Origin of the sequence: Agrococcus lahaulensis DSM 17612 (genome assembly GCF_000425105.1) — a bacterium.
In the GTDB taxonomy this organism is placed as follows: Bacteria; Actinomycetota; Actinomycetes; order Actinomycetales; family Microbacteriaceae; genus Agrococcus; species Agrococcus lahaulensis.
Genome location: NZ_KE384304.1, coordinates 55,289 through 76,050 on the forward strand (window position 1 = coordinate 55,289; position 20,762 = coordinate 76,050).

Below are 20,762 nucleotides of genomic sequence, written 5' to 3' on the forward strand. Positions count from 1 at the left end.
CCCGATCGCCATTCCCGGAAGGCTGCACGTGTTCAGTGCCATCGCACGCATCTTCAAGACGCGAGACCTGCGTCGGAAGATCCTCTTCACGCTCGCGATCGTCGCGATCTTCCGGCTCGGGTCGTTCATCCCCGCGCCGTTCGTCGACTACAGCAACGTGCAGCAGTGCATCGCGGCCAACTCCCAGGCCACCGGGCTCTACCAGCTCGTCAACCTCTTCTCCGGCGGCGCCCTGCTCCAGCTGAGCATCTTCGCGCTGGGCATCATGCCCTACATCACCGCCGCGATCATCGTGCAGCTGCTGCGCGTCGTGATCCCCCACTTCGAGACCCTCTACAAGGAGGGCCAGCAGGGCCAGGCGAAGCTCACGCAGTACACGCGCTACCTGACCATCGCGCTCGGCGTGCTGCAGTCGACGACCCTCATCACGGTGGCGCGCTCCGGCGCCCTCTTCTCCGCGACCGGCGGCCCGTCGCTCCCGCAGTGCCAGAACCTGCTGACGAACGACTCCTGGTGGTCGATCGCGCTCATGATCATCACGATGACCGCCGGCACGGGACTCATCATGTGGCTCGGCGAGCTCATCACCGAGCGCGGCATCGGCAACGGCATGTCGCTGCTCATCTTCACGTCGATCGCGGCGACCTTCCCCGGCGCCCTCGGCATCATCTTCGAGACGCAGGGCGTCAACACCTTCATCATGGTGCTGCTCGTCGGCGTCCTCATCATGGGCCTCGTCGTCTTCGTCGAGCAGTCCCAGCGCCGCATCCCGGTGCAGTACGCCAAGCGGATGGTCGGGCGGCGCATGTACGGCGGCCAGTCGACGTACATCCCGATCAAGGTCAACATGGCCGGCGTCGTGCCCGTCATCTTCGCCTCGTCGCTGCTCTACCTGCCGGCGCTCGTCGCCCAGTTCAACATTCCGGCCGACGGCACGGCGCCCGCCGACTGGGTGCTGTGGGTGCAGGCGAACTTCACGACCGGGGACCACCCGCTCTACATGCTGGTGTTCTTCCTGCTGATCGTCGGCTTCACGTACTTCTACGTCGCGATCACCTTCAACCCGGAGGACGTCGCCGACAACATGAAGAAGTACGGCGGCTTCATCCCCGGCATCCGCGCGGGCCGCCCGACCGCGGAGTACCTCGACTACGTGCTGACGCGCATCACGTTCCCGGGGTCGCTCTACCTCGGCCTCATCGCGCTCATCCCCCTCATCGCGCTCGCGACGGTCGGGGCGAACCAGAACTTCCCGTTCGGCGGTGCGTCGATCCTCATCATCGTCGGCGTCGGCCTCGAGACGGTCCGCCAGATCGACGCGCAGCTGCAGCAGCGCCACTACGAAGGGCTCATCCGCTAAATGGCGAACCTCCTCATCGTCGGCCCGCCCGGAGCGGGCAAGGGCACCCAGGCCGCTCGGCTGGCCGCGGCACTGCAGGTGCCGGCGGTCTCGACCGGAGACATCTTCCGCCAGAACATCAAGGAGCAGACCGAGCTCGGCAAGCGCGTCACGGCGATCCTCGACGCGGGGGAGTACGTGCCCGACGAGCTCACGAACGAGCTGGTCGACGACCGGCTCGCGCAGCCCGACGCCGAGCGCGGCTACCTGCTCGACGGCTACCCCCGCACCGCGGGGCAGGTCGAGTACCTCGACGGCGTGAACCTCCGCCGCGGCGAGCAGCTCGACGCGGTCGTGCGGCTCATCGCCGACACCGACGAGGTCGTCCGCCGGCTCTCGGCCCGCGCGCTCGAGCAGGGCCGCAGCGACGACACCGAGGATGTCATCCGCCACCGCCTCGACGTCTACGAGCGCGAGACGGCACCGCTCATCGCGATCTTCGAGGAGCGCGGCCTCGTCGTCGAGGTCGACGGCATCGGCGCGGTCGACGAGGTGACCGAGCGCATCCTCGCTGGCCTCGCGGCCCGCGGCATCGAGGCCTGATGCGCGGCCGCGGCCCCTACAAGTCGCGCCGCGAGCTCGCCGGCATGCGCGAGCCGGGACGCATCACCGCGCTCGCGCTCGAGGCGGTCGAGCGCGCCATCGCGCCAGGGGTCACGACGCTCGAGCTCGACGCGATCGCCGAGCGCGTCATCCGGGAGCACGGGGCCGTGCCGAACTTCCAGCTCGAGCCGGGCTACGAGCACACCCTCTGCACGAACGTGAACGACGTCGTCGTCCACGGCATCCCGAACGACACCCCGCTGCAGCCGGGCGACCTCGTCACCGTCGACTGCGGGGCGACGATCGGCGGCTTCCACGGCGACGCCGCGATCTCGGTCGTCGTGCCGGGAGGCGACCCATCGGTGACGGATGCGCGGCAGCGGCTGAGCGACGTCACGCACGACGCGCTGTGGGCCGGGATCGCGGCACTCGCCGGCGCGAAGCAGCTCGGCGAGGTGGGCGCGGCCATCGAGGAGCACATCGAGGCGCACAGCGACTACGGCATCAGCGAGGACTACATCGGCCACGGCATCGGCCGGTCGATGCACGAGGAGCCGCCGGTCTTCAACTACCGCACGCGCGTCATGGGACCGGCCGTCAAGCCGGGCCTGTGCGTCGCGATCGAGCCGATCATCCACGCGAAGGGCACCGCGACGACCGTCGACGCCGACGGCTGGACGGTGCGCAGCGCCGACGGCTCCGACGCATGCCAGTGGGAGCACTCCGTCGCGGTGCACTCCGGCGGCATCTGGGTGCTCACCGCGCTCGACGGTGGCGCGGAGCGACTCGCGACGCTCGGCATCGTGCCGGTGCCGATCCCCGACCGCTGAGCGCCGGTCGCCGACGTCACGCGGCACGGCGACTGCCGAGCTGCTCGCGATAGCTCCGCACGACATCGACCGTGACGCCCAGCTCCTCGGCGAGCTCGACGTCGTCGCGCGCCCACCTGCAGGCCGCCGCGAGCGCAGCGGGGTCGATCAGCACGCGTGCCGCGAACCGCTCCGCCGCGCGCTCGTCGGCGGCAGATGAGCCGACGTGCATGAGCGTCGCGTGGCCGAGCTCGTGCGCGAGCACCGATCGCTGCTCGACGGGCGTGAGCCCGCGAGCCAGCATGATGCGCTCGCGAGCGTGGTCGTAGGCGCCGAGGCAGCCGCTCGGCAGCGCCGCGACGTGCACCTCCAGGCCGATCTCGGCGCACAGCCGGACGAGCTCACTCAGCGTGGGGCTCGTCCCTTCGAGCGATGCCGCGCCGCGCTGCAAGTCCATGGATGTCCCGCTCCTCGAGTCCGCCCTCGTCGTGGATGGCGGTGACCCTAGGACCGACCGCTGACACCTCGCCGGCCCGCACGTGCGCCGCGAGCGTCGCGATGGCGGCGTCGGCCGCGAGGTGCCTGCGATCGGCGGGCACGCTCGAGAGCAGCTCCGACATCACGGCGATCCAGAGCTCCACCTCCGGGTCGCGCTGCTGCGCGTCGGTCGCGAGTCCCAGCGCCGCGAACAGCCGCCGGAGGACGTCCTCCTGCGGAGCCCCCGTGCCTCGCTCGATGTTGCTCACGGTCGTGCGGTCGACCTCCGCGAGGGTCGCGAGCGCCTTCTGGCTGAGGCCGCGACGCAGGCGGGCGGGTCGGACGAGCGCGGCGTAGTGAGCGCGCTCGCTCGCGCTGGCCCCTCGAAGGTGGATGGACATCGCTCGACCTCTCTCGCGCACCTCCACCATTATCAGCACGAGTGCCGAGGTACCGGCCTGATATTCGACAGATCTTCGACATCCTTCGCGCTGGCCCCGACTGCACTGTGGACAAGTGCTTGCGCATCGGTCGAAAACATGGCACAGTTTGCGACATGTCGGTCGAATCGCGAATCGGGGCCTCACTCGCAGCCCTGCGCGGCAGCGCCGGCATGACGCAGCAAGCGCTCGCCGCTCGTGCCGGCACCCCGGTCGCGACGGTCGTCGGCGTCGAGCAGGGCTCGATCGAGCCTCCGGCGTCGCTCGTGGCGCGCCTCGCGGCGGCGGTCGCCGCGCAGCTGCGGGAGGAGGGCGAGTGATCGCGTCGCGTGCGACGCCCACGATCTCGTGCCGAGCGGCACGAGCACCCGGCGGTCGGGTGGGATGAAGGAGTCAACTCATGCACATCGAATCGAAGCGCGGCCGTGCGGCCGTGTGGACGGCATCGGCGGCCGTGACGGTCGTCGGCCTGGCGGCGGCAGGCGTGTCGCTGTCGTGGCTCATGGCCAGCTTCGGCCTGTCCGGCATCGCAGCCGCGCAGGTCGTGGCAGCCATCGAGATCGGCGGGGCGGCGCTCGCCGTCGTCGCCGCGCTCTTCTCCGGCGGCCTGCTCGGGGCCGTCATCTCCACGGTCACGTGGTACCTGAAGCGGAAGCTCCGCACGCTGGCCATCCGATGAGGCACGGCACGGCCGGCACCCCGAGCGGGCCGGACTCGCTGCGGCTCGCGCTCGCGGTGTCGGCCGTGCTCGCCTCCGGCCTGCTGGGCGCGACCTCCGCAGCCACGGCCGCGGCGTCCGCCGACATCGCGGCGGCCAACGCCACGGCCGTCGCGGGCGGGTCGATCGACTCGACCGTGCTCGCCGCGGACGGCAGCGCGCTCGGCATCGCGACGAGCAACCTCGGGGCCATCGCACTGCTCGCAGCGGGCGCCCCGGTGCTGGGCTCGCTCACGCTCGTGGGCATCGCCCTCATCGGCATCGGTCTCGGCGTCTCGGCGGCATCGGTTGTCGCCGCGCTCGGGGCGACGGAGACCCTCGCGCGCGTCGCCCCGTACGTCGTGTTCGAGGCCGCCGCGGTGCTGCTCGCCGCCACGGCCGGGCTGCTGCCCGTCGCACACGCCGCCGTGGCATCGCTGCGCACAGGACGGCCGCCGGCTCGCGCGTACGCGGACGGGCTCGGCTACGGTCTGCGCCTCACGGCAGTCGCCGCCCTCCTCATCGTGCTGGCGGCGCTCACGGAATCGATCTGCGTCGCTCGCGGCGCGTGAAGGGAGGAAGCCATGGACGCACAGGTCGAGGCGAGCGTCGCTCGCCCGGCGCTCGAGCGGTCGACGACCTCACCGGTGGTGTGGTGCGTCGTGCTCGCGCTCGCGAGCGCACTGCTGCTCGTGCGCCTGCCGCTGTTCGTCGACGTCGCCGCGAGCGCGGGGCAGGAGGCCGCCGACGCGCTGGGAGACCCCGCGCTCGCGGCGGCCGCGACGACGGTCGGCGCGGTCAGCGCCATCGTGCTGCACGTGCTCGTGCTCGTCGTGGCGGCGGTGCTCGCGACGCTGCTCGAGCGCTGGCTCGGACCGGCGGCGCTGCGGCCTGCGCGCGGCGCCGGCAGGGTGCGGCTCGGCGTCGCGGGCGTCGTGCTCGCGGTGCTCGTCCTCGGCCAGCAGATCGCGGCGCTCGCCTCGGGTCTCGCGGCCGTGCCGCGCGGCTGGCAGCTGTGGGCGGCCGCCGCGGCGGTCGCGGCGAGCGCACCGCTCGCCTTCCCGGCGGCGCGCCGCTCGGCTCGTGACTACCTGCGCGCGCTCGCCGCGGCGGCGGCGACGGGGGTGCTCCTGTGCCTCGGGTGACGCGTGCGACCTTCCGGATCCCCGAGTTCGGCATCGCGCTGCCGCTCTCGCCTGCCGGCGTCCGCTGGATCGCGCTCGCGCAGCTCCTCCTCGCCACCGGCGTGCTGAGCGCGGCGGCGACGACCGACGTCGCGCCGGACCTCCGCTCGGCGAGCACATGGCTGACGCTCGCCGTCTCCGCCTGCGCGCTCACGACGAGCGTCCCGGCACTGCTCGACGGGCGCTTCCGCTTCCCTGTCGCGGGCGCGGGGTCGATCGCCACCGCCCTCGTCGCGATGGTGCTCGTCGGGCTCGTGCGCACCGTGCCCGCGCACCTGTTCGGGTGGTCGCTGCTCGCTGTCTCGATGCTCGCCGTCGCCTACCACCTCGTCGGCTCCGCGCACCGGGCGGCGGCACGCTCGCGCGAGCCATGAGCGTCGCGCGCGCGAGGGCCCGGTCGGGTGCGGCGACGGCCGCCGAGGTGGCCTGGGTGGTCGCGCACCACGCGCTCCCCGGGTGGCTGCTCACCGCGCTCTCGAGCAGCCTGCGGCTGCCGGTGCTCATCGGGTCGCTCAGCGCCCTCGTCGGCGCCGCGGCGGTCGTCGCCGCCGCGGTGCACCTCGCGGTGCGGCTGGCGCCCGAGGTCGCCGTCCCGGTGCTGCTCGTCGCCCTCGCGCTCGCCCCCCTCGCGCGCGTCGCCTTCGGCGCGACCCCGCCGCTCGTCACCTCGCTCGACGCGGTCGCCGGGCTGCTGCTCGCCCTCGACCTCGGCGGCCGCCGAGCGTGGAGCGCCGTCGCGGTCCTCGCGCCCATGCTGCTCGGCTCGACCGTCGTGGCCGGCGCCGCGGCGCTCTCGCTCTCGACCGCTGGCGACGGGCGCGCGACCGCGGTGCTCGCGGCGGCTGCCGCGGGCCTCGGCGCTGCCGGGGCGGCCGCGGCGCTCGGCGGGGGACGACCGCTGCTCGACGGCGTGCTCGGTCGGCTCGCCGCGGTGCTCGCGGCCGGCGCCGCGGCCTGGGCGGCGCTCGCGGTCGGGCGCGCTGCGTCGGTCGCAGTCGAGGCGCTCGTGGCGGCCGCCTCGGCGATCGCGGCGTCGCCGCCCCTCCTGCTCGCGATCGCTGCGGCGCCCGCGCTGTGGATCGCCGGAGAGCTGCTCGCGCAGGACGCCCGGCCGTTCGGGCGGCTCGCGCGCGAGCTCGTGTCGTGCGGCGCGCCCGCGACCGCGGTCTCGGCGGCGCTCGCGGCAGCCGCACTCACGACCGGATGCGCGGCGGCGCCGCTGCCCGGGGCGCTCGCGGTGCTCGCCGGGGCCACCGCCGAGCAGGCGTGGACCGCCGCCGCGGTCGGGTGGTACGTCGCGGTGTCGGCGTCGACGGTCGTGCTCCTCGAGCCGGGCACCGAGCGCCCCGTGGCGCGAGCCCTGGGGTTCGCCGTGCTGCTCGCGGCGCCGTGCGCCGTCGCGACGGGTGGCATCGCCGCTGCCTGCCTGCCGGGGGCGGGCGCGGCCCTCGTCGCGGTCGGCGTCGCGGCGACGCTCGGCAGGTCGCGGTGACCGGCATCGTCGTCGAGGGCGTCGGCAGCGTGCCGATCGGCCGCTCGCGCGTGCGGGTGCCCGACCTCGAGGCGCGCGCACCGCGGCTGCTGCGCCTCGTCGGCCGGAACGGCATCGGCAAGAGCACGGTCGTCGAGCTGCTCGCCGGCGCCTCGCGCCCGCCGCGCGGCCGGGTCCTCGTCGCGGGGCGAGCGGCGAGCGATCCGCTCGCGCGCGCCGCACGCACCGTGACGCGCACCGAGCCCGCGCTGCTGCCGGCCCTGAGCCTCGAGCGCCACGCGCGCCTGTTCGGCCGCGCGGCGGGCGTCGGCGCCGATCGCGCGATCGCCGCGCTCGCCGACGCGGGGCTCGAGGGGTGCCTCGCGATGCGCACCGACGCGCTCTCCACCGGCCAGCGGCGCAGCGCGTGGGTCGCGCTCACGACCCTCCGCGAAGCGGGCGTCATGCTCCTCGACGAGCCGTTCCTCGGCCTCGACGGCGACGCCGCGGCTCGGCTCGCGGCGACCGTCGAGCGCTGGGCGTCGACGAGGCTCGTCGTGCTCGTCGACCACGGCGATCGCGAGCTCGCCGCCGACACCACCGTCGTGCGCATGGAGCCCGCGTGAGGCCGGCGATCGAGGTCGCGACGCTGCGCTGCGGCTTCGGCGGTCGCGCCGTGCTCGACGGCGTCGCCTTCCACGTGCCATGGGGCAGCGTGACGGGCTTCGTGGGCGTCAACGGCGCCGGCAAGACGACGACCCTGCGCTGCCTCCTCGGGCTCGAGCGCCACGAGGGCAGCGCTCGCATCGCGGGCGTCCCGTACCGCTCGCTCGGCGCGCCGCTGCGCGCGGTCGGCTACTGCCCCGATGCGCTGGGAGCCGCGCCGGGGGCGACCGCGCGAGCGCACCTCGTGCCGCTCGCCCTGCGCGCGGGGGTCGCACCCGACGCGATCGCGCGGACGCTCCGAGCCGTGGGGCTCACGGAGGCGCGCGGCCCGGTGCGCTCGTTCTCGCTCGGGATGCGCCGCCGCCTCGCGATCGCGGGGGCCATCCTGACCGCGCCGCGCATCCTCGTGCTCGACGAGCCCTTCGACGGCCTCGACCCGGCGGGCCGGCGGTGGCTCTCGGCACTCCTGCGCGCGCACGCCGACAGCGGCGGCGCCGTGCTGCTGTCGGCGCACGCGCTCGACGAGATCGAGCCGCTCCTCGACCGGCTCGTGTGCCTGCACGGCGGCCGCACGCGGTTCGAGGGCGACGCGGATGCGTTCCTGCGCCGTCACGCCGCGCCGGTGGTGATCGTGCGGTCGCCCGAGGCCGAGCGCCTCGCGGGAGCGCTGCGCGAGGCCGGCGCCGTCGTGCACGGCCGCTCGACGGGCGCGCTCGCGGTGCGCGGGCTCGATCCCGAGCGCATCGCTCGCGTCGCGTCGCTCGCGGGCGTGCTCGTGACGGAGCTCTCGCCGCGCCGGCTGTCGCTGAGCGCCGCATTCGCGGCCGCGATCGAGGAGGGGTCGTGAGCGCCCTGCGCGAGGCGAAGGCCGAGCTCGTCGCGATGCTGGGGGGCCGGCGACCCTGGCTCCCGCTCGCGCTCGCCGTCGTGGGATCCGCGCTCGCGGGGCTCGCGGCCGGCGGGCTGCTCGCGCAGACCGGGGCGTCGAGCGATCTCGAGGCCGCGACCGTCGTCGTCGCGCGCGGATCGGCCGCGCAGCTCGCGATCGTCGTGCTCGCGAGCCTCGGCGTCGCCGCGCCCTACCGCGACGGCAGCTGGATGCACGCGGCGCTCGCCAACCCGAGCGCGGCGCGCCGGCTCGCGCTCTCGATCGCCGCGATGCTCGTGCCGGCGCTCCTCCTCGCGGTGCTCTCGAGCGCCGCGGCGCTCGCGGGCGCGGCCGCGCTCGTCCGGCCGGGCGCCGGTGCCGTGCTGGTGGCCGCGGGCATCCACCTCGCCACCTCGGCCGCGTGGGCGGTGTGGATGGCGGCGCTCGCGCACGCCTCGCGCTCGCCGATGCTCGTGCTCGCGGCGGGCCTCGCGCTGCCGCTGCTGGTCGAGCCGGGCATCGCCGGTGCGCTCGCCCTCGCGAGCCTCGACGGCCTCCGCTGGCTGCTGCCGGGCCAGGCGCTCCGCGCCCTCGCGGAGGGGATCGTCGCGGACGGCGCCGTGCTGGCGCGGATCGACGCGGCGGCGATGCGACTGGGCGGGGCCGCGGCCGTCGGCTGGACCGCCATCGTGGTGCTCGCGGCATGGGCGCGGATGCGGGGGAGCGGCCGCCGCTGACGGCGCTCGATCCCTGCCGACGGTCGGGGAACCGGTGGTACCGTGAGCGCCACCCGGCGTCCCGCCGGACGAGTCAGAGGAGCAGCATGGCCGAGCGCACCGTCACCGTCGAGTCGTCGAACGGCCTGCACGCGCGACCCGCCTCCCTGTTCGCCCAGGCCGCCGCCAAGGCATCCGCCCCGGTCACCGTGGCCGTCGGCGACAAGCAGGTGAACGCGGCGAGCATCCTGTCGGTGATCTCGCTCGGCGTGAACAAGGGCGACACCGTGACGATCGCCTCCGACGACGAGGCCGCGCTCGACGAGCTCGAGCAGCTGCTCTCGACCGACCACGACGCGTAGGCGCCGCGAGCCCTGATCCGCCACCGAGCGCAGGAGCCGAGATGACCACCACCACAGCAGCGACGGCGTCCGGCAGCGGCGCCCGCGTCCGCGTCCAGCGGTTCGGCACGTTCCTCTCAGGCATGATCATGCCCAACATCCCCGCGCTCATCGCGTGGGGCATCCTCACGGCCTTCGTCATCGATGTCGGGTGGACCCCCAACGCCGCGCTCGCGACGATCGTCGGCCCCGCCATCCACTACCTCCTGCCGCTGCTCATCGCCGGGCAGGGCGGGCGCATGGTGTACGAGACGCGCGGCGCGGTCGTCGGCGCGTTCGCGACGCTCGGCGTGATCGCCGGCTCCGACTGGCTCATCGACCAGTTCAACGCCGCCAACCGGCCGGCCGAGGGGCAGGGCGAGCTCGGCTACGTGCACATGTTCATCGGCGCGATGATCATGGGCCCGCTCGCCGCGTGGGTGATGAAGAAGCTCGACGCGCTCTGGGACGGCAAGATCAAGGCCGGCTTCGAGATGCTCGTGAACATGTTCTCGGCGGGCATCGTCGCGTTCGCCATGGGGGTCGCGGGCTTCTACCTGCTCGCGCCCGTCGTCAACTGGATCATGGACGTCGTCGGCGGCGCCGTCGGCTGGCTCGTCGAGACGGGGCTGCTCCCGCTCGCCTCGATCCTCATCGAGCCGGCGAAGGTCTTCTTCCTCAACAACGCGATCAACCACGGCGTGCTCACGCCGCTCGGCATCGCCGAGTCCGACGCGGCCGGCAAGTCGATCCTCTTCCTGCTCGAGGCGAACCCCGGACCGGGCCTCGGCGTCCTGCTCGCCTTCACGTTCTTCGGCGTCGGCGCCGCGCGCGCCACCGCGCCGGGGGCCGCCGTCATCCAGTTCCTCGGCGGCATCCACGAGGTCTACTTCCCCTACGTGCTCATGAAGCCCGCGCTGCTGCTCGCCGTCGTCGCGGGCGGCATGACGGGCGTCGCGACGAACATGGTCTTCGGCGCCGGGCTCCGCGCTCCAGCCGCGCCCGGCTCGATCATCGCGGTGCTCGCCCAGACCGCGAACGACAGCTTCCTCGGCGTCATCCTCTCGGTGGTGCTCTCCGCCGCGGTCTCGTTCGCCGTCGGCGCCCTCATCCTGCGGCTCGGCCGCAAGCGCGACCTCGAGCGCGAGGCCGCTGGCGACGACGCGCTCGGCGCCGCGGTCGCGCAGACGCAGGCGAACAAGGGCAAGTCCTCGGAGGCCCTCGCGGGGCTCGCCGCCGCCGGCGCCGCCGGCGCCTCCACGAGCGCGACCCCCGGCTCGACCGCGCTCACCGCCGAGCCGATCCGCTCGATCGTGTTCGCGTGCGATGCGGGGATGGGATCGAGCGCGATGGGCGCGAGCGTGCTCCGCAACAAGATCAAGAAGGCGGGCATCGAGGGCGTCGAGGTCAAGAACGTCGCGATCGCGGCGCTCGAGACCGACGTCGACCTCGTCATCACGCAGCAGGAGCTCACCGAGCGCGCTCGCCAGCGCACGCCGGGCGCGACGCACGTCTCGGTCGACAACTTCATGAACAGCCCCAAGTACGACGAGGTCGTCGAGATGGTGCAGCGCGCCAATCGCGACGGCAGCGACACGACCGCGTAAGGAGCGCCATGCCCGTCCTCACCCTCGAGCAGATCACCACGAGCCCGCGAGCGACCACGAAGGATGAGGCGATCCAGGAGGCGGCCGACATGCTCGTCGCCGCCGGCGCCGTCACGCCCGACTACGCCGACGCCATGCGCGCTCGCGAGGCCAGCGTGTCGACCTACATGGGCAACCTGCTGGCGATCCCGCACGGCACGAACGAGTCGAAGGACTCGATCCTCGCCTCGGCGCTCTCGGTCGCGCGCTACGAGAGGCCGCTCGACTGGGACGGCAACCCCGTCAAGTTCGTCGTCGGCATCGCGGGCAAGGACGGCGGCCACCTCGAGATCCTCTCGAAGATCGCGATCGTCTTCTCCGAGGAGGACGACGTCGCGAAGCTCGAAGCGGCGCCCGACGCCGCCGCGATCCTCGAGCTGCTCGGCGACGTCAACGAGTGATGCGCGCCGTCCACTTCGGCGCCGGCAACATCGGCCGCGGCTTCGTCGGCCTCATCCTGCACCGCGCGGGCTTCGAGGTCGCCTTCGTCGACGTCAACGCCGAGCTCATCGGGATGCTGCAGGCGGCGGATGCGTACCAGGTGCGGGAGGTCGGTCCCGAGGCGCGGATGCACACGGTCACGGGCTTCTCCGGCATCGACTCGAGCGCCGACCCGGATGCCGCGGCTCGCGCGGTCGCGGAGGCGGACGTCGTCACGTGCGCCGTCGGGCCGACCGCGATGCGCTTCATCGCGCCGGCGATCCGCGCGGGCCTCGAGCAGCGCGAGGGCGCCCCGGTCGTCGTGATGGCGTGCGAGAACGCGATCGGCGCCTCCGACACCCTCCGCGAGCACGTGCTCGCGGACGCACCGGAGCTCGCCGATCGCGCCGTGTTCGCCAACACGGCCGTCGACCGCATCATCCCCCCGCAGGATCCGCACGGCCTCGACGTCGTCGTGGAGGACTTCTTCGAGTGGTCGATCGACCGCACGGCGTTCGAGCGCGCGGGGATCGCGGCGCCCGACATCGGCGACGCCCACTTCGTCGACGACCTCGAGCCGTACATCGAGCGCAAGCTCTTCACCGTCAACACGGGCCACGCGACGACCGCCTATGCGGGCTGGGCCGCCGGCGTCGACACGATCGCGGCCGCGCTCGAGCGGCCGGAGATCCGCGCGGCGGTCGAGGCGGCGCTCGGCGACACTTCGAGGCTGCTCATCGCGAAGCACGGCTTCGACGAGGCCGAGCACGCCGCGTACGTCGCGCGGGCCATCGCCCGGTTCGAGAACCCGGCGCTGCCCGACACGTGCGAGCGCATCGGGCGCCAGCCGCTCCGCAAGCTCTCGCGCCACGAGCGCTTCGTCGAACCGGCGGTGCAGCTCGTCGACCGCGGCGAGGCCCCCGACGCGCTCGTCGCGGCCTTCGGCACGGCGCTGCGCTTCGACGCGCCCGGCGACGAGCAGGCGGTCGAGCTCCAGGCGCTGCTGGGCTCGCTCGATCCGGCGGCGTTCGTCGCGCACGTCACCGAGCTCGAGCAGGACCACCCGCTCTCCGCGCGGCTCGTCGACGTCGTCCGCGAGGCGCAGGCTCGCTGACCGGCGGCGCGGTCGCCGTCTGGGAGGATGGGGCGGTGACGATCGAGCGGACGTGGCGGTGGTGACGAGCACGTCGAGACGTCGGGGCCGCTCGAGCGCGAACCCGCGGCAGCGGCTGCTGCACGGGTGGGACTGGGCGGATGCCCGGATCGAGCTCGACGAGCTGCGACCCGGCAGCCGCGTGCTCGCCGCCGCGGGCGCCGGCGAGGTCGTCGCCGAGCTCGCAGCCGCCGGCCACCGGGTCTCGGCGATCGCCTCCAATCGCACGCAGCTCGACTACGCCCGCCGACGGGTCGCGGGCGGCGCGTTCGAGCCGGGCGCCGCCGAGCGCCTGTTCGACATCGGCCGCGGCATGGTCCGCGCGGCGAGCCCCGCGTGGAGCCGCCGTCGCGTGCGGCAGTTCCTGCAGGAGCAGGATGCGCTGCGCGCCGCCGAGCACTGGCGGTCGCGGCTCGACAACCGCACGCTCGCCTCGATCCTCAAGACGATGCTCGGGCCCGCCGGGGCGCTGTCCGCCCTCGTGCTGCGCGACTTCTCGACGCCGCTCCCGCCGCACTTCGACGAGGCGATCCGCGGCCGCATCGGCCGCGCGCTGCGCAAGCACGCGCCGAGCGGCAACCCGTTCGCGTGGCGCCTGCTGCTGGGGGAGGAGCTGCCCGGCCACGCGCTCCCGCGCGTCGACGCCGACGCGATCGAGTGGGTCGACGAGCCGCTGCTCGACCACCTCGAGCGGGCGGAGCCCGGCGCCTACGACGCGATCACGATCTCGAACGTCGTCGATGGCGCCGACGAGCGATGGGTGCGCGACCTGCGGAAGGCCGCGGTCCGCGCGCTCGTGCCCGGCGGCCCGCTCATCGCCCGGTCGTTCGCGACCACGATGGACGACGACGCGGCGAAGCGCGCGCGGCGCGACCGCGCGATGCTGTGGGGGTCGATCGTGGTCCAGCGAAGCGGCTCGTAGCGGCTCCACCGCGCGACACGCCCGGCTTGCACAAACCGCTGCGCCGCGCGTAGGCTTGATCGTTGGTGTCGTGCGCCCTCTGCGCGCGTCACTCGCATGACTGGCGACCAGGACTTGTAGAAGAGGATATGGCCAAGAAAGACGGCGTCATCGAGATCGAAGGCTCGGTGAGCGAGGCGCTCCCCAACGCGATGTTCCGCGTGGAGCTCTCGAACGGGCACATCGTGCTCGCACACATCTCCGGCAAGATGCGGCAGAACTACATCCGCATCCTGCAGGGCGACCGGGTGATCGTGGAGCTCAGCCCCTACGACCTCACCCGCGGTCGCATCGTCTACCGCTACAAGTAGTCCCCTGGTCGCTGGATAAGGAACGGCTCGCGCGACCGCGCGAGCACGAGGCCAGCGAGGAAGCAATCATGAAGGTCAACCCCAGCGTCAAGCGCATCTGCGGCAAGTGCAAGGTCATCCGCCGCCACGGTCGCGTGATGGTCATCTGCCAGGACCCCCGCCACAAGCAGCGGCAGGGCTGATGCCGCAGCGCTCAGATCGGCAGGGCCGATCTGAGCGCGGAGGCATCAGGATCGAGTAGCGCGCGCCGCAGGCGCACGCGTATCGAGATCTGAAGCACAGCAAGACCCCACAACTGAACACGCACCGAGACTCGGTATCGATACGCCGGCTCCGCCGGCTACTCGACCAGCGGGAGGGTGCCGGCTCCGCCGGCTGCTCGACCAGCGGGGCTGCGGTGCACATCCCAGCAGCGGTAAGAGCCCCACGAGGGGCGACACCTTGGGGAGAGGCCCAGGCACCTCCGCTGCTCCACACCTCTCATACTCCTGAGGAGACACACGATGGCACGCATCGCAGGTGTCGACATCCCGCGCGAGAAGCGCGTGGAGATCGCACTGACGTACATCTACGGCGTCGGCCGCACCCGGTCGGTCGCGACGCTCGAGGCCACGGGCATCGACCGCAACACCCGCGTCAAGGACCTGACCGACGACCAGCTCGTCGCGCTCCGCGACCACATCGAGGGCACGTTCAAGGTGGAGGGCGACCTCCGTCGCGAGGTGGCCGCCGACATCCGCCGCAAGGTCGAGATCGGTTCGTACGAGGGCATCCGCCACCGCCGCGGCCTTCCCGTGCGCGGTCAGCGCACCAAGACGAACGCGCGCACCCGCAAGGGCAAGAAGCAGACGGTCGCCGGCAAGAAGAAGGCCGGCCGCTAGGCCGCGTGGAGGTAGAGAAACATGGCAGCTCCCAAGTCCGCGGTCCGCAAGCCGCGCAAGAAGGACAAGAAGAACGTCGCCGTGGGCCAGGCCCACATCAAGTCGACGTTCAACAACACGATCGTCTCGATCACCGACACCACCGGCGCCGTCATCACGCAGGCCTCGGGCGGCGCGGTCGGCATGAAGGGCTCGCGCAAGTCGACGCCCTACGCCGCCCAGCTCGCCGCCGAGTCGGCTGCGCGCCAGGCGCAGGACCACGGCATGAAGAAGGTCGACGTCTTCGTCAAGGGTGCCGGTTCGGGCCGTGAGACGGCGATCCGCTCGCTCCAGGCCGCCGGCCTCGAGATCGGCGCGATCCACGACGTGACGCCGCAGGCGCACAACGGCGTTCGCCCGCCGAAGCCGCGCCGCAACTAGTCGCTCCTGCCGGGCAGGCGAGCCTCGCCTGCCCGGCATTCCGCCGTCACTGAACACGCGAGTCATATAGCGGACTCGCGACCGAAAGGAACCGACACGTGCTGATCGCCCAGCGCCCCACTGTCTCCGAGGAGTCCATCGCCGAGCACCGCTCGCGGTTCACGATCGAGCCGCTCGAGCCGGGCTTCGGCTACACCCTCGGCAACTCGCTCCGCCGCACCCTCCTGTCGTCGATCCCCGGTGCGGCCGTCACGAGCATCCGCCTCGACGGCGTGCTGCACGAGTTCTCGACGATCGCCGGTGTCAAGGAGGACGTCACCGAGATCATCCTGAACATCAAGCAGCTCGTCGTCTCGTCGGAGCACGACGAGCCCGTCGTCGCCTACCTCTCGCGCCAGGGCGCGGGCACGGTGACCGCCGGCGACATCACGACGCCCGCCGGCGTCGAGATCCACAACCCCGAGCTCGTGCTCGCGACGCTCAATGACTCGGCCAAGCTCCAGCTCGAGCTGACCGTCGAGCGCGGCCGCGGCTACGTCTCGGCGGCGCAGAACCGCGACGAGTTCGCCGAGGCCGGCGTCATCCCGGTCGACTCGATCTACTCGCCCGTGCTCAAGGTCACCTACCGCGTCGAGGCGACGCGTGCCGGTGAGCGCACCGACTTCGACTCGCTCGTCGTCGACGTCGAGACGAAGCCGGCCATCTCGCCGCGCGACGCCATCGCGTCGGCCGGTCGCACGCTCGTCGAGCTGTTCGGCCTCACGCGCGACCTGAACGCCGAGGCCGAGGGCATCGAGATCGGCCAGGCGCCCGCCGAGGCCATCGGCTCGGGCGAGCTCGCCACGCCGATCGAGGAGCTCGACCTGTCGGTGCGCTCCTACAACTGCCTCAAGCGCGAGGGCATCAACACGGTGTCGGAGCTCGTCGCGCTCAGCGAGACGCAGCTCATGAACATCCGCAACTTCGGCCAGAAGTCGGTCGACGAGGTGCGCGACAAGCTCACCGAGCTCGGCCTGTCGCTCAAGGATGCGGTGCCCGGCTTCGACGGCGCGCACTTCTACAGCGGTTACGACGAGGACGCTCGCTGACGCGGGCCGATTGACGATCAAGGGATAAAGGAACCATGCCCAAGCCCACCAAGGGTCCCCGCCTCGGAGGCGGTCCGGCGCACGAGCGCCTGCTGCTCGCGAACCTCGCGGCCGCGCTGTTCACGCACAAGTCGATCAAGACGACCGAGACGAAGGCCAAGCGCCTCCGCCCCGTCGCCGAGCGCCTCATCACGTTCGCCAAGCGCGGCGACCTGCACGCGCGTCGCCGCGTGCTCGCCGTGATCGGCGACAAGGGCGTCGTGCACGAGCTCTTCACCGAGATCGCGCCGCTCGTCGCGGAGCGCGAGGGCGGCTACACCCGCATCACGAAGCTCGGCTACCGCAAGGGCGACAACGCCCCGATGGCGCAGATCGAGCTCGTGCTCGAGCCGGTCGCGAAGAAGCCGTCGAAGTCGAAGGCCGCCGCCGCAGCGACGAGCGCCGCCGCCGACCAGGAGGCCGCGGAGGCCGCTGCCGCCGCCGAGCAGGTCGTCGAGGCCGCCGAGGAGACCCCGGAGGTCGAGGGCGTCGAGGCGAGCCCGATCGCCGAGGCCGACAATGCCGGCATCGAGGGCTCGCCCGCCCAGCAGGGCGCGGTGCAGGCCGACCAGGCCGCCGCCGAGGCCGCGAGCGCCGCCGCGACCGACGCGCAGGCGCAGGACGACGGCCAGCTCGCCGCGACCCGCACCGAGGCCCAGCAGGGCCGCGACAACAAGTAGTCGCACGCCACGATCGAAGGGCCCCGCAGAGCGGGGCCCTTCGTCGTCTCAGCGGCCGGCCGCCGCCGACCGCGCCCGCTCGATGTCGGTCGCGGCGAGCACGAGGCCGAGGTGCGAGAACGCCTGGGGGAAGTTGCCCCAGTGGTGGCCCGTCGCCGGATCGATCTCCTCCGCGAGCAGCCCCACGTCGTTCCGGAGGGCGACGAGCCGATCCATGAGCGCCGTCGCGTCGTCGAGCCGGCCCGCCCCCGCGTAGGCGCTCACGAGCCAGAAGCCGCATAGCACGAACGGGTGCTCGCCGCCCGCGAGTCCGTCGAGCCCCGTCGTGCGGTACCGCAGCGGCAGGCCGTCGACGAGCAGCTCCTGCTCGATGCGAGCGATCGTGCCGAGGAAGCGCGGATCCGTCGGCTCGACGATCCCGATCGTCGGCAGCTGCAGGAGCGAGGCGTCGACGTCGCTCGTGCCGTAGTGCTGGCGGAACGAGCCTGTGGACTCGTCGAAGCCGCGCGTGAGGACCTCCTCGCGCAGCGCATCCCGCAGCTCCGCCCAGCGGCTCGCGTCGCCGTCGCAGCCGTCCTCGATCGCGCGCACGCCGCAGTCGAACGCCGCCCACATCATCGCGCGCGAGTGGGTGAAGAGCTGCGGCTCGCCGCGCATCTCCCAGAGCCCGTGGTCGGGCTCCCGCCAGTGGGTCGCGAGCTCGTCGAGGAGCGCGCGCTGCATGTGCCACGAGTCGTGGCTGTCGGCGATGCCGAGCTCGCGGAGCCGCTGCAGCGTGAGCATGACCTGCCCGAGCACGTCGTGCTGCCGCTGGTCGGCGGCGCCGTTGCCGATCCGCACGGGCCGCGCGCCGCCGTAGCCCGGCAGGTGCGGCAGCTCCCGCTCGAGCAGGTCGCGGCCGCCGTCGCGGCGGTACATGATGCGCATGTCCTGCGGGTCGCCCGCGATCGCGCGCAGCAGCCAGTCGCGCCACAGCCCGACGCGCTCGACGAGCCGCACCGCGAGCATCGCGTCGACGGTGAGCGAGGCGTCGCGCAGCCACGTGAAGCGGTAGTCCCAGTTGCGCACGCCGCCGGGATCCTCCGGCAGCGACGTCGTGGGCGCGGCGAGGATGCCGCCGGTCGCGTCGTCGGTGAGCGCGCGCAGCACCAGCACGCTCGACTGCACCGCCTCGAGGTAGGGGCCCTCGTAGTCGAGCTCGGCGAGCCACTCGGCCGACTCCGCGACCGTCGTCGCGACCACCTCCGGCTCGCCGACGGGCTCGGCGATCGGCAGCCAGGAGTGCTGCCAGCAGAGGTCGAGCACGAGCCGCTCGCCCGCGCGCACCGTGAACGTGCCGCGGTGCGCGTGGTCGCTGCTGCGCGGCAGCGGGCCGCCGCGCAGCACGAGCCGGTCGGGGCCGGCGATCGCGACGAGCACCTCCTCGTCGCGATCGCGCACGCGCCGCACCCACGGGGGCACGGCGCCGTAGCCGAAGCGGACGACGAGCTCCTGCTCCATCTCGACCTCGCCCGCGACGCCCTCGATGATGCGCACGACATCGGCACGCTCGTCGCCCGTCGGCATCGCGTCCGTCACCCGCACGGTGCCGCCGGCCGTCTCGTGCGTCGTCTCGAGCACGAGGCTCCCGGGCAGGTAGCGGCGCGTCGTCGTCGCCGGCGCCGTCGGGCCGATGCGCCAGTGGCCGTTCCGCCGGTCGCCGAGCAGCGCGGCGAAGCACGCGTGCGAGTCGAAGTGCGGCAGGCACAGCCAGTCGATCGAGCCGTCGCGGCCGACGAGCGCGGCGGTCGAGCGGTCGCCGATCATGGCGTAGTGCTCGATGGGCGAGGGCTCCGGGGCAGGCATGGCGAGAGGCTATCGAGGCCACCTCCGCGGCCCGTGAGCGCAGGCGACCGCGGCTCCGGCAGGCAGCGCGCGTGCATAGGCTGGGCGCATGCCGCGCCTCCGCCTCGACCTCGCGTACGACGGCGGCGGCTTCGCCGGTTGGGCCGCGCAGCCCGGGCTGCGCACGTGCCAGGGCGAGCTCGAGCGGGCGCTCTCGACGATCGCGCGCGAGCCGATCCGGGTCACGGTCGCGGGTCGCACGGATGCGGGCGTGCACGCGAGCGGGCAGGTCGCGCACGCCGACGTGCCCGACGCGTTCGCGGCCGGCGCGCTCGAGCGGCCGGAGCGCCTCGCGCACCGGCTCTCGCGGCTCGCCGCGCCGGAGGGCGACCTCGTGGTGCGCGCCGTCAGCCTCGCGCCGCCCGGCTTCGACGCGCGGTTCTCGGCCGTCTCGCGCTCCTACCGCTACCGCATCGTCACCGGCCCGGCCGACCCGCTCGAGCGCCGCACCGCCGCGCACGTGCCGCAGCAGCTCGACCTCGACGCGATGCGCCGCGCGGCGGATGCGCTCGTGGGGCTGCGCGACTTCGCCGCGTTCTGCCGGCCGCGCGAGGGCGCGACGACCATCCGAGAGCTGCGCGAGTTCTCGTGGGCGCGGCACGGGCAGCTGCTGACGGCGTCGCTCACCGCCGACGCCTTCTGCCACTCGATGGTGCGCGCGCTCGTCGCGGCGTGCGTGCGCGTGGGGGAGGGGCGACTGGGGCTCGCGCAGGCCGCCGCGCTCCTCGATGAGCGGCGGCGCTCACCGCTCACGGGGCTCATGCCCGCGCGCGGCCTCACGCTCGTCGCGGTCGGCTATCCGCCCGACGAGGGGCTCGCCGAGCAGGCCGAGCGCACCCGGGCGCGACGGAGCGCATCCGACCTCGACGAGTGAGGCCGGCCGACCGGCTCAGCGCAGCGCGGCCCGCAGCTCGTCGACGGAGTCGACGACCCGCCACGCACCCGCGGCCTCGAGCTCGGCGCGCGAGCCGTAGCCGTAGGCGACGCCGATGCCCTTGATGCCGAGCTCGGCGGCCGAGGCGATGTCATGCTCGCGGTCGCCGACCATGACGACGTCGGATGCGTCGAGGCCGATCGAGGCGACGGCCCGTTCGATCACGCTCGCCTTCGAGTGGCCGAGCAGCTCGGGGCTGCGGCCGTGGACGCCGCGGAAGCGGTGGCGAAGCCCGTAGTGGTCGATGACGCGCTCCGCGTCGGGCTGCACCTTGAACGTCGCGACGGCGAGCGGCGTGCCGGCGCCGTCGAGGTCGGCGAGCAGCGCGTCGACGCCGGGGTAGAGCTCGCTCTCGAAGAGCCCGGTCTCGAGCCGGTCGCGGAACGCCGCGAGCGCGCGCTCGACGGTCGGCTCGTCGTGGCCGGCCTCCTTGAGGCTCTGCCCGACGGGCGGGCCGAGCCACGCCTGCAGCGCCTCGTCGGTCGGCTGCTCCCACTCGAGCACGGCGTGCATGTGCCGGAGGCTCGCGAAGAGCCCGGGCTTGGAGTCGGTGAGCGTGCCGTCGAGGTCGAAGACGATGCCGTGGGGAGCCATGTCCTCCCATCCTCCCAGGGCCGCCTCGACCTCGCGAGCGCGGTTCGCGCCCGGCGTAGGATCGACGACGGCCGCGACCGAGCGACGGCCAGTCGAGGAGT

General features: G+C 73.5%; 28 protein-coding genes. 24 read left to right on the top strand and 4 right to left on the bottom strand.

Features of this window, described 5'->3' with window-relative positions; genetic code table 11:
* Positions 1 to 28 precede the first annotated feature (28 nt).
* Genes secY through map form a run of 3 tightly spaced genes read left to right on the top strand, consistent with a single transcriptional unit; the run spans position 29 to position 2,772 of the window.
* Positions 29 to 1,360 (top strand): preprotein translocase subunit SecY, encoded by a 1,332-nt coding sequence (secY, locus tag H508_RS0111850; RefSeq protein WP_026374215.1) that lies wholly within the window; start codon positions 29 to 31, stop codon positions 1,358 to 1,360.
* Positions 1,361 to 1,942, top strand: a complete 582-nt coding sequence (locus H508_RS0111855) for an adenylate kinase (protein WP_026374216.1) — start codon at positions 1,361 to 1,363, stop codon at positions 1,940 to 1,942.
* Complete coding sequence (gene map / locus H508_RS0111860) at positions 1,942 to 2,772, top strand: type I methionyl aminopeptidase (RefSeq protein ID WP_035254958.1); 831 nt, start codon at positions 1,942 to 1,944, stop codon at positions 2,770 to 2,772. The genes H508_RS0111855 and map overlap by 1 nt, the downstream gene beginning before the upstream one ends.
* Before the next feature lie 16 nt (positions 2,773 to 2,788).
* Here the strand turns inward: map and H508_RS16880 are convergent, their stop codons facing one another.
* Together H508_RS16880 and H508_RS17240 are read right to left on the bottom strand one after the other, a co-directional pair.
* Positions 2,789 to 3,208 carry an ImmA/IrrE family metallo-endopeptidase gene (locus H508_RS16880; RefSeq protein WP_051223375.1) on the bottom strand — a complete coding sequence of 140 codons (420 nt, stop codon included), beginning with the start codon at positions 3,206 to 3,208 and terminating at the stop codon, positions 2,789 to 2,791.
* Positions 3,153 to 3,629 (bottom strand): helix-turn-helix domain-containing protein, encoded by a 477-nt coding sequence (locus H508_RS17240; protein WP_035254960.1) that lies wholly within the window; start codon positions 3,627 to 3,629, stop codon positions 3,153 to 3,155. Before H508_RS17240 ends, H508_RS16880 begins: the two co-directional genes overlap by 56 nt.
* Positions 3,630 to 3,784: 155 nt before the next feature.
* Here H508_RS17240 and H508_RS0111875 point away from each other — a divergent pair, with 155 nt between their 5' ends.
* The 20 genes from H508_RS0111875 (at position 3,785) to rplQ (ending at position 17,249) form a co-directional block, all read left to right on the top strand.
* Positions 3,785 to 3,988 carry a helix-turn-helix domain-containing protein gene (locus H508_RS0111875; RefSeq protein WP_035254964.1) on the top strand — a complete coding sequence of 68 codons (204 nt, stop codon included), beginning with the start codon at positions 3,785 to 3,787 and terminating at the stop codon, positions 3,986 to 3,988.
* 80 nt (positions 3,989 to 4,068) lie between these two features.
* Positions 4,069 to 4,347, top strand: coding sequence for a hypothetical protein (locus H508_RS0111880; RefSeq protein ID WP_026374218.1), 279 nt, complete (start codon positions 4,069 to 4,071; stop codon positions 4,345 to 4,347).
* Positions 4,344 to 4,937, top strand: a complete 594-nt coding sequence (locus H508_RS16890) for a stage II sporulation protein M (RefSeq protein WP_051223377.1) — start codon at positions 4,344 to 4,346, stop codon at positions 4,935 to 4,937. The genes H508_RS0111880 and H508_RS16890 overlap by 4 nt, the downstream gene beginning before the upstream one ends.
* A gap of 12 nt (positions 4,938 to 4,949) precedes the next feature.
* On the top strand, positions 4,950 to 5,510 hold the full coding sequence (locus H508_RS0111890) for a hypothetical protein (protein ID WP_026374219.1): 561 nt from the start codon (positions 4,950 to 4,952) through the stop codon (positions 5,508 to 5,510).
* Positions 5,507 to 5,923 (top strand): hypothetical protein, encoded by a 417-nt coding sequence (locus H508_RS0111895; RefSeq protein ID WP_026374220.1) that lies wholly within the window; start codon positions 5,507 to 5,509, stop codon positions 5,921 to 5,923. The genes H508_RS0111890 and H508_RS0111895 overlap by 4 nt, the downstream gene beginning before the upstream one ends.
* Entirely contained in the window at positions 5,920 to 7,041 is a 1,122-nt protein-coding gene (locus H508_RS17580) for a hypothetical protein (protein WP_026374221.1), read from the top strand. The genes H508_RS0111895 and H508_RS17580 overlap by 4 nt, the downstream gene beginning before the upstream one ends.
* Positions 7,038 to 7,646 (top strand): ABC transporter ATP-binding protein, encoded by a 609-nt coding sequence (locus tag H508_RS16895; RefSeq protein ID WP_051223379.1) that lies wholly within the window; start codon positions 7,038 to 7,040, stop codon positions 7,644 to 7,646. Before H508_RS17580 ends, H508_RS16895 begins: the two co-directional genes overlap by 4 nt.
* On the top strand, positions 7,643 to 8,533 hold the full coding sequence (locus H508_RS16155; RefSeq protein WP_035254967.1) for an ABC transporter ATP-binding protein: 891 nt from the start codon (positions 7,643 to 7,645) through the stop codon (positions 8,531 to 8,533). Before H508_RS16895 ends, H508_RS16155 begins: the two co-directional genes overlap by 4 nt.
* Positions 8,530 to 9,291, top strand: coding sequence for a hypothetical protein (locus H508_RS16160; protein ID WP_035254969.1), 762 nt, complete (start codon positions 8,530 to 8,532; stop codon positions 9,289 to 9,291). Before H508_RS16155 ends, H508_RS16160 begins: the two co-directional genes overlap by 4 nt.
* Before the next feature lie 86 nt (positions 9,292 to 9,377).
* Positions 9,378 to 9,632 carry an HPr family phosphocarrier protein gene (locus H508_RS0111920; RefSeq protein WP_026374222.1) on the top strand — a complete coding sequence of 85 codons (255 nt, stop codon included), beginning with the start codon at positions 9,378 to 9,380 and terminating at the stop codon, positions 9,630 to 9,632.
* A 41-nt stretch (positions 9,633 to 9,673) separates the two neighbouring features.
* Positions 9,674 to 11,257, top strand: coding sequence for a PTS mannitol transporter subunit IIBC (locus H508_RS0111925; protein ID WP_026374223.1), 1,584 nt, complete (start codon positions 9,674 to 9,676; stop codon positions 11,255 to 11,257).
* Positions 11,258 to 11,265: 8 nt separating this feature from the next.
* Positions 11,266 to 11,697, top strand: a complete 432-nt coding sequence (locus H508_RS0111930; protein WP_035254971.1) for a PTS mannitol transporter subunit IIA — start codon at positions 11,266 to 11,268, stop codon at positions 11,695 to 11,697.
* Positions 11,697 to 12,830 carry a mannitol-1-phosphate 5-dehydrogenase gene (locus H508_RS0111935; protein ID WP_026374225.1) on the top strand — a complete coding sequence of 378 codons (1,134 nt, stop codon included), beginning with the start codon at positions 11,697 to 11,699 and terminating at the stop codon, positions 12,828 to 12,830. Before H508_RS0111930 ends, H508_RS0111935 begins: the two co-directional genes overlap by 1 nt.
* A 61-nt stretch (positions 12,831 to 12,891) precedes the next feature.
* Positions 12,892 to 13,791, top strand: a complete 900-nt coding sequence (locus H508_RS0111940; protein ID WP_156906074.1) for a hypothetical protein — start codon at positions 12,892 to 12,894, stop codon at positions 13,789 to 13,791.
* A 128-nt stretch (positions 13,792 to 13,919) separates the two neighbouring features.
* Positions 13,920 to 14,141, top strand: a complete 222-nt coding sequence (gene infA / locus H508_RS0111945) for a translation initiation factor IF-1 (RefSeq protein ID WP_021010861.1) — start codon at positions 13,920 to 13,922, stop codon at positions 14,139 to 14,141.
* 68 nt (positions 14,142 to 14,209) lie between these two features.
* Positions 14,210 to 14,323, top strand: a complete 114-nt coding sequence (rpmJ, locus tag H508_RS0111950) for a 50S ribosomal protein L36 (RefSeq protein ID WP_021010860.1) — start codon at positions 14,210 to 14,212, stop codon at positions 14,321 to 14,323.
* A gap of 321 nt (positions 14,324 to 14,644) precedes the next feature.
* Complete coding sequence (gene rpsM, locus H508_RS0111955; protein WP_021010859.1) at positions 14,645 to 15,022, top strand: 30S ribosomal protein S13; 378 nt, start codon at positions 14,645 to 14,647, stop codon at positions 15,020 to 15,022.
* Positions 15,023 to 15,043: 21 nt separating this feature from the next.
* The gene (gene rpsK / locus H508_RS0111960) at positions 15,044 to 15,442 is read left to right on the top strand and encodes a 30S ribosomal protein S11 (RefSeq protein ID WP_021010858.1); all 399 of its coding nucleotides are present in this window, start codon (positions 15,044 to 15,046) and stop codon (positions 15,440 to 15,442) included.
* A 98-nt stretch (positions 15,443 to 15,540) separates the two neighbouring features.
* Complete coding sequence (locus H508_RS0111965) at positions 15,541 to 16,530, top strand: DNA-directed RNA polymerase subunit alpha (RefSeq protein ID WP_021010857.1); 990 nt, start codon at positions 15,541 to 15,543, stop codon at positions 16,528 to 16,530.
* A 35-nt stretch (positions 16,531 to 16,565) separates the two neighbouring features.
* Positions 16,566 to 17,249 carry a 50S ribosomal protein L17 gene (gene rplQ / locus H508_RS16165; protein WP_051223381.1) on the top strand — a complete coding sequence of 228 codons (684 nt, stop codon included), beginning with the start codon at positions 16,566 to 16,568 and terminating at the stop codon, positions 17,247 to 17,249.
* A 48-nt stretch (positions 17,250 to 17,297) separates the two neighbouring features.
* On the opposite strand, the gene H508_RS0111975 is transcribed toward rplQ, so the two are convergent.
* Complete coding sequence (locus tag H508_RS0111975; RefSeq protein ID WP_026374227.1) at positions 17,298 to 19,094, bottom strand: glycoside hydrolase family 15 protein; 1,797 nt, start codon at positions 19,092 to 19,094, stop codon at positions 17,298 to 17,300.
* Between the two features lie 88 nt (positions 19,095 to 19,182).
* Between H508_RS0111975 and truA the strand changes: the two genes are divergently transcribed.
* Entirely contained in the window at positions 19,183 to 20,007 is an 825-nt protein-coding gene (gene truA / locus H508_RS0111980) for a tRNA pseudouridine(38-40) synthase TruA (RefSeq protein ID WP_026374228.1), read from the top strand.
* A 15-nt stretch (positions 20,008 to 20,022) separates the two neighbouring features.
* Here the strand turns inward: truA and H508_RS0111985 are convergent, their stop codons facing one another.
* A complete protein-coding gene (locus H508_RS0111985) occupies positions 20,023 to 20,661 on the bottom strand; it encodes an HAD hydrolase-like protein (protein WP_035254973.1) in 639 nt (212 codons plus the stop codon).
* Positions 20,662 to 20,762 lie beyond the last annotated feature (101 nt).

Bases quoted from the DNA above. Each gene is read 5' to 3' on its own strand.
- H508_RS0111890 (WP_026374219.1), top strand. From the start codon at position 4,950: ATGGACGCACAGGTCGAGGCGAGCGTCGCTCGCCCGGCGCTCGAGCGG.
- H508_RS17580 (WP_026374221.1), top strand. From the start codon at position 5,920: ATGAGCGTCGCGCGCGCGAGGGCCCGGTCGGGTGCGGCGACGGCCGCC.
- H508_RS0111930 (WP_035254971.1), top strand. From the start codon at position 11,266: ATGCCCGTCCTCACCCTCGAGCAGATCACCACGAGCCCGCGAGCGACC.
- rpsK (WP_021010858.1), top strand. From the start codon at position 15,044: ATGGCAGCTCCCAAGTCCGCGGTCCGCAAGCCGCGCAAGAAGGACAAG.
- truA (WP_026374228.1), top strand. From the start codon at position 19,183: ATGCCGCGCCTCCGCCTCGACCTCGCGTACGACGGCGGCGGCTTCGCC.
- H508_RS17240 (WP_035254960.1), bottom strand. From the start codon at position 3,629: ATGTCCATCCACCTTCGAGGGGCCAGCGCGAGCGAGCGCGCTCACTAC.
- H508_RS16890 (WP_051223377.1), top strand. From the start codon at position 4,344: ATGAGGCACGGCACGGCCGGCACCCCGAGCGGGCCGGACTCGCTGCGG.
- infA (WP_021010861.1), top strand. From the start codon at position 13,920: ATGGCCAAGAAAGACGGCGTCATCGAGATCGAAGGCTCGGTGAGCGAG.
- rpsM (WP_021010859.1), top strand. From the start codon at position 14,645: ATGGCACGCATCGCAGGTGTCGACATCCCGCGCGAGAAGCGCGTGGAG.
- H508_RS0111975 (WP_026374227.1), bottom strand. From the start codon at position 19,094: ATGCCTGCCCCGGAGCCCTCGCCCATCGAGCACTACGCCATGATCGGC.
- H508_RS0111985 (WP_035254973.1), bottom strand. From the start codon at position 20,661: ATGGCTCCCCACGGCATCGTCTTCGACCTCGACGGCACGCTCACCGAC.
- H508_RS0111875 (WP_035254964.1), top strand. From the start codon at position 3,785: ATGTCGGTCGAATCGCGAATCGGGGCCTCACTCGCAGCCCTGCGCGGC.
- H508_RS0111855 (WP_026374216.1), top strand. From the start codon at position 1,361: ATGGCGAACCTCCTCATCGTCGGCCCGCCCGGAGCGGGCAAGGGCACC.
- H508_RS0111935 (WP_026374225.1), top strand. From the start codon at position 11,697: ATGCGCGCCGTCCACTTCGGCGCCGGCAACATCGGCCGCGGCTTCGTC.
- H508_RS0111880 (WP_026374218.1), top strand. From the start codon at position 4,069: ATGCACATCGAATCGAAGCGCGGCCGTGCGGCCGTGTGGACGGCATCG.
- rpmJ (WP_021010860.1), top strand. From the start codon at position 14,210: ATGAAGGTCAACCCCAGCGTCAAGCGCATCTGCGGCAAGTGCAAGGTC.
- H508_RS0111920 (WP_026374222.1), top strand. From the start codon at position 9,378: ATGGCCGAGCGCACCGTCACCGTCGAGTCGTCGAACGGCCTGCACGCG.
- H508_RS16880 (WP_051223375.1), bottom strand. From the start codon at position 3,208: ATGGACTTGCAGCGCGGCGCGGCATCGCTCGAAGGGACGAGCCCCACG.
- H508_RS0111925 (WP_026374223.1), top strand. From the start codon at position 9,674: ATGACCACCACCACAGCAGCGACGGCGTCCGGCAGCGGCGCCCGCGTC.
- map (WP_035254958.1), top strand. From the start codon at position 1,942: ATGCGCGGCCGCGGCCCCTACAAGTCGCGCCGCGAGCTCGCCGGCATG.
- rplQ (WP_051223381.1), top strand. From the start codon at position 16,566: ATGCCCAAGCCCACCAAGGGTCCCCGCCTCGGAGGCGGTCCGGCGCAC.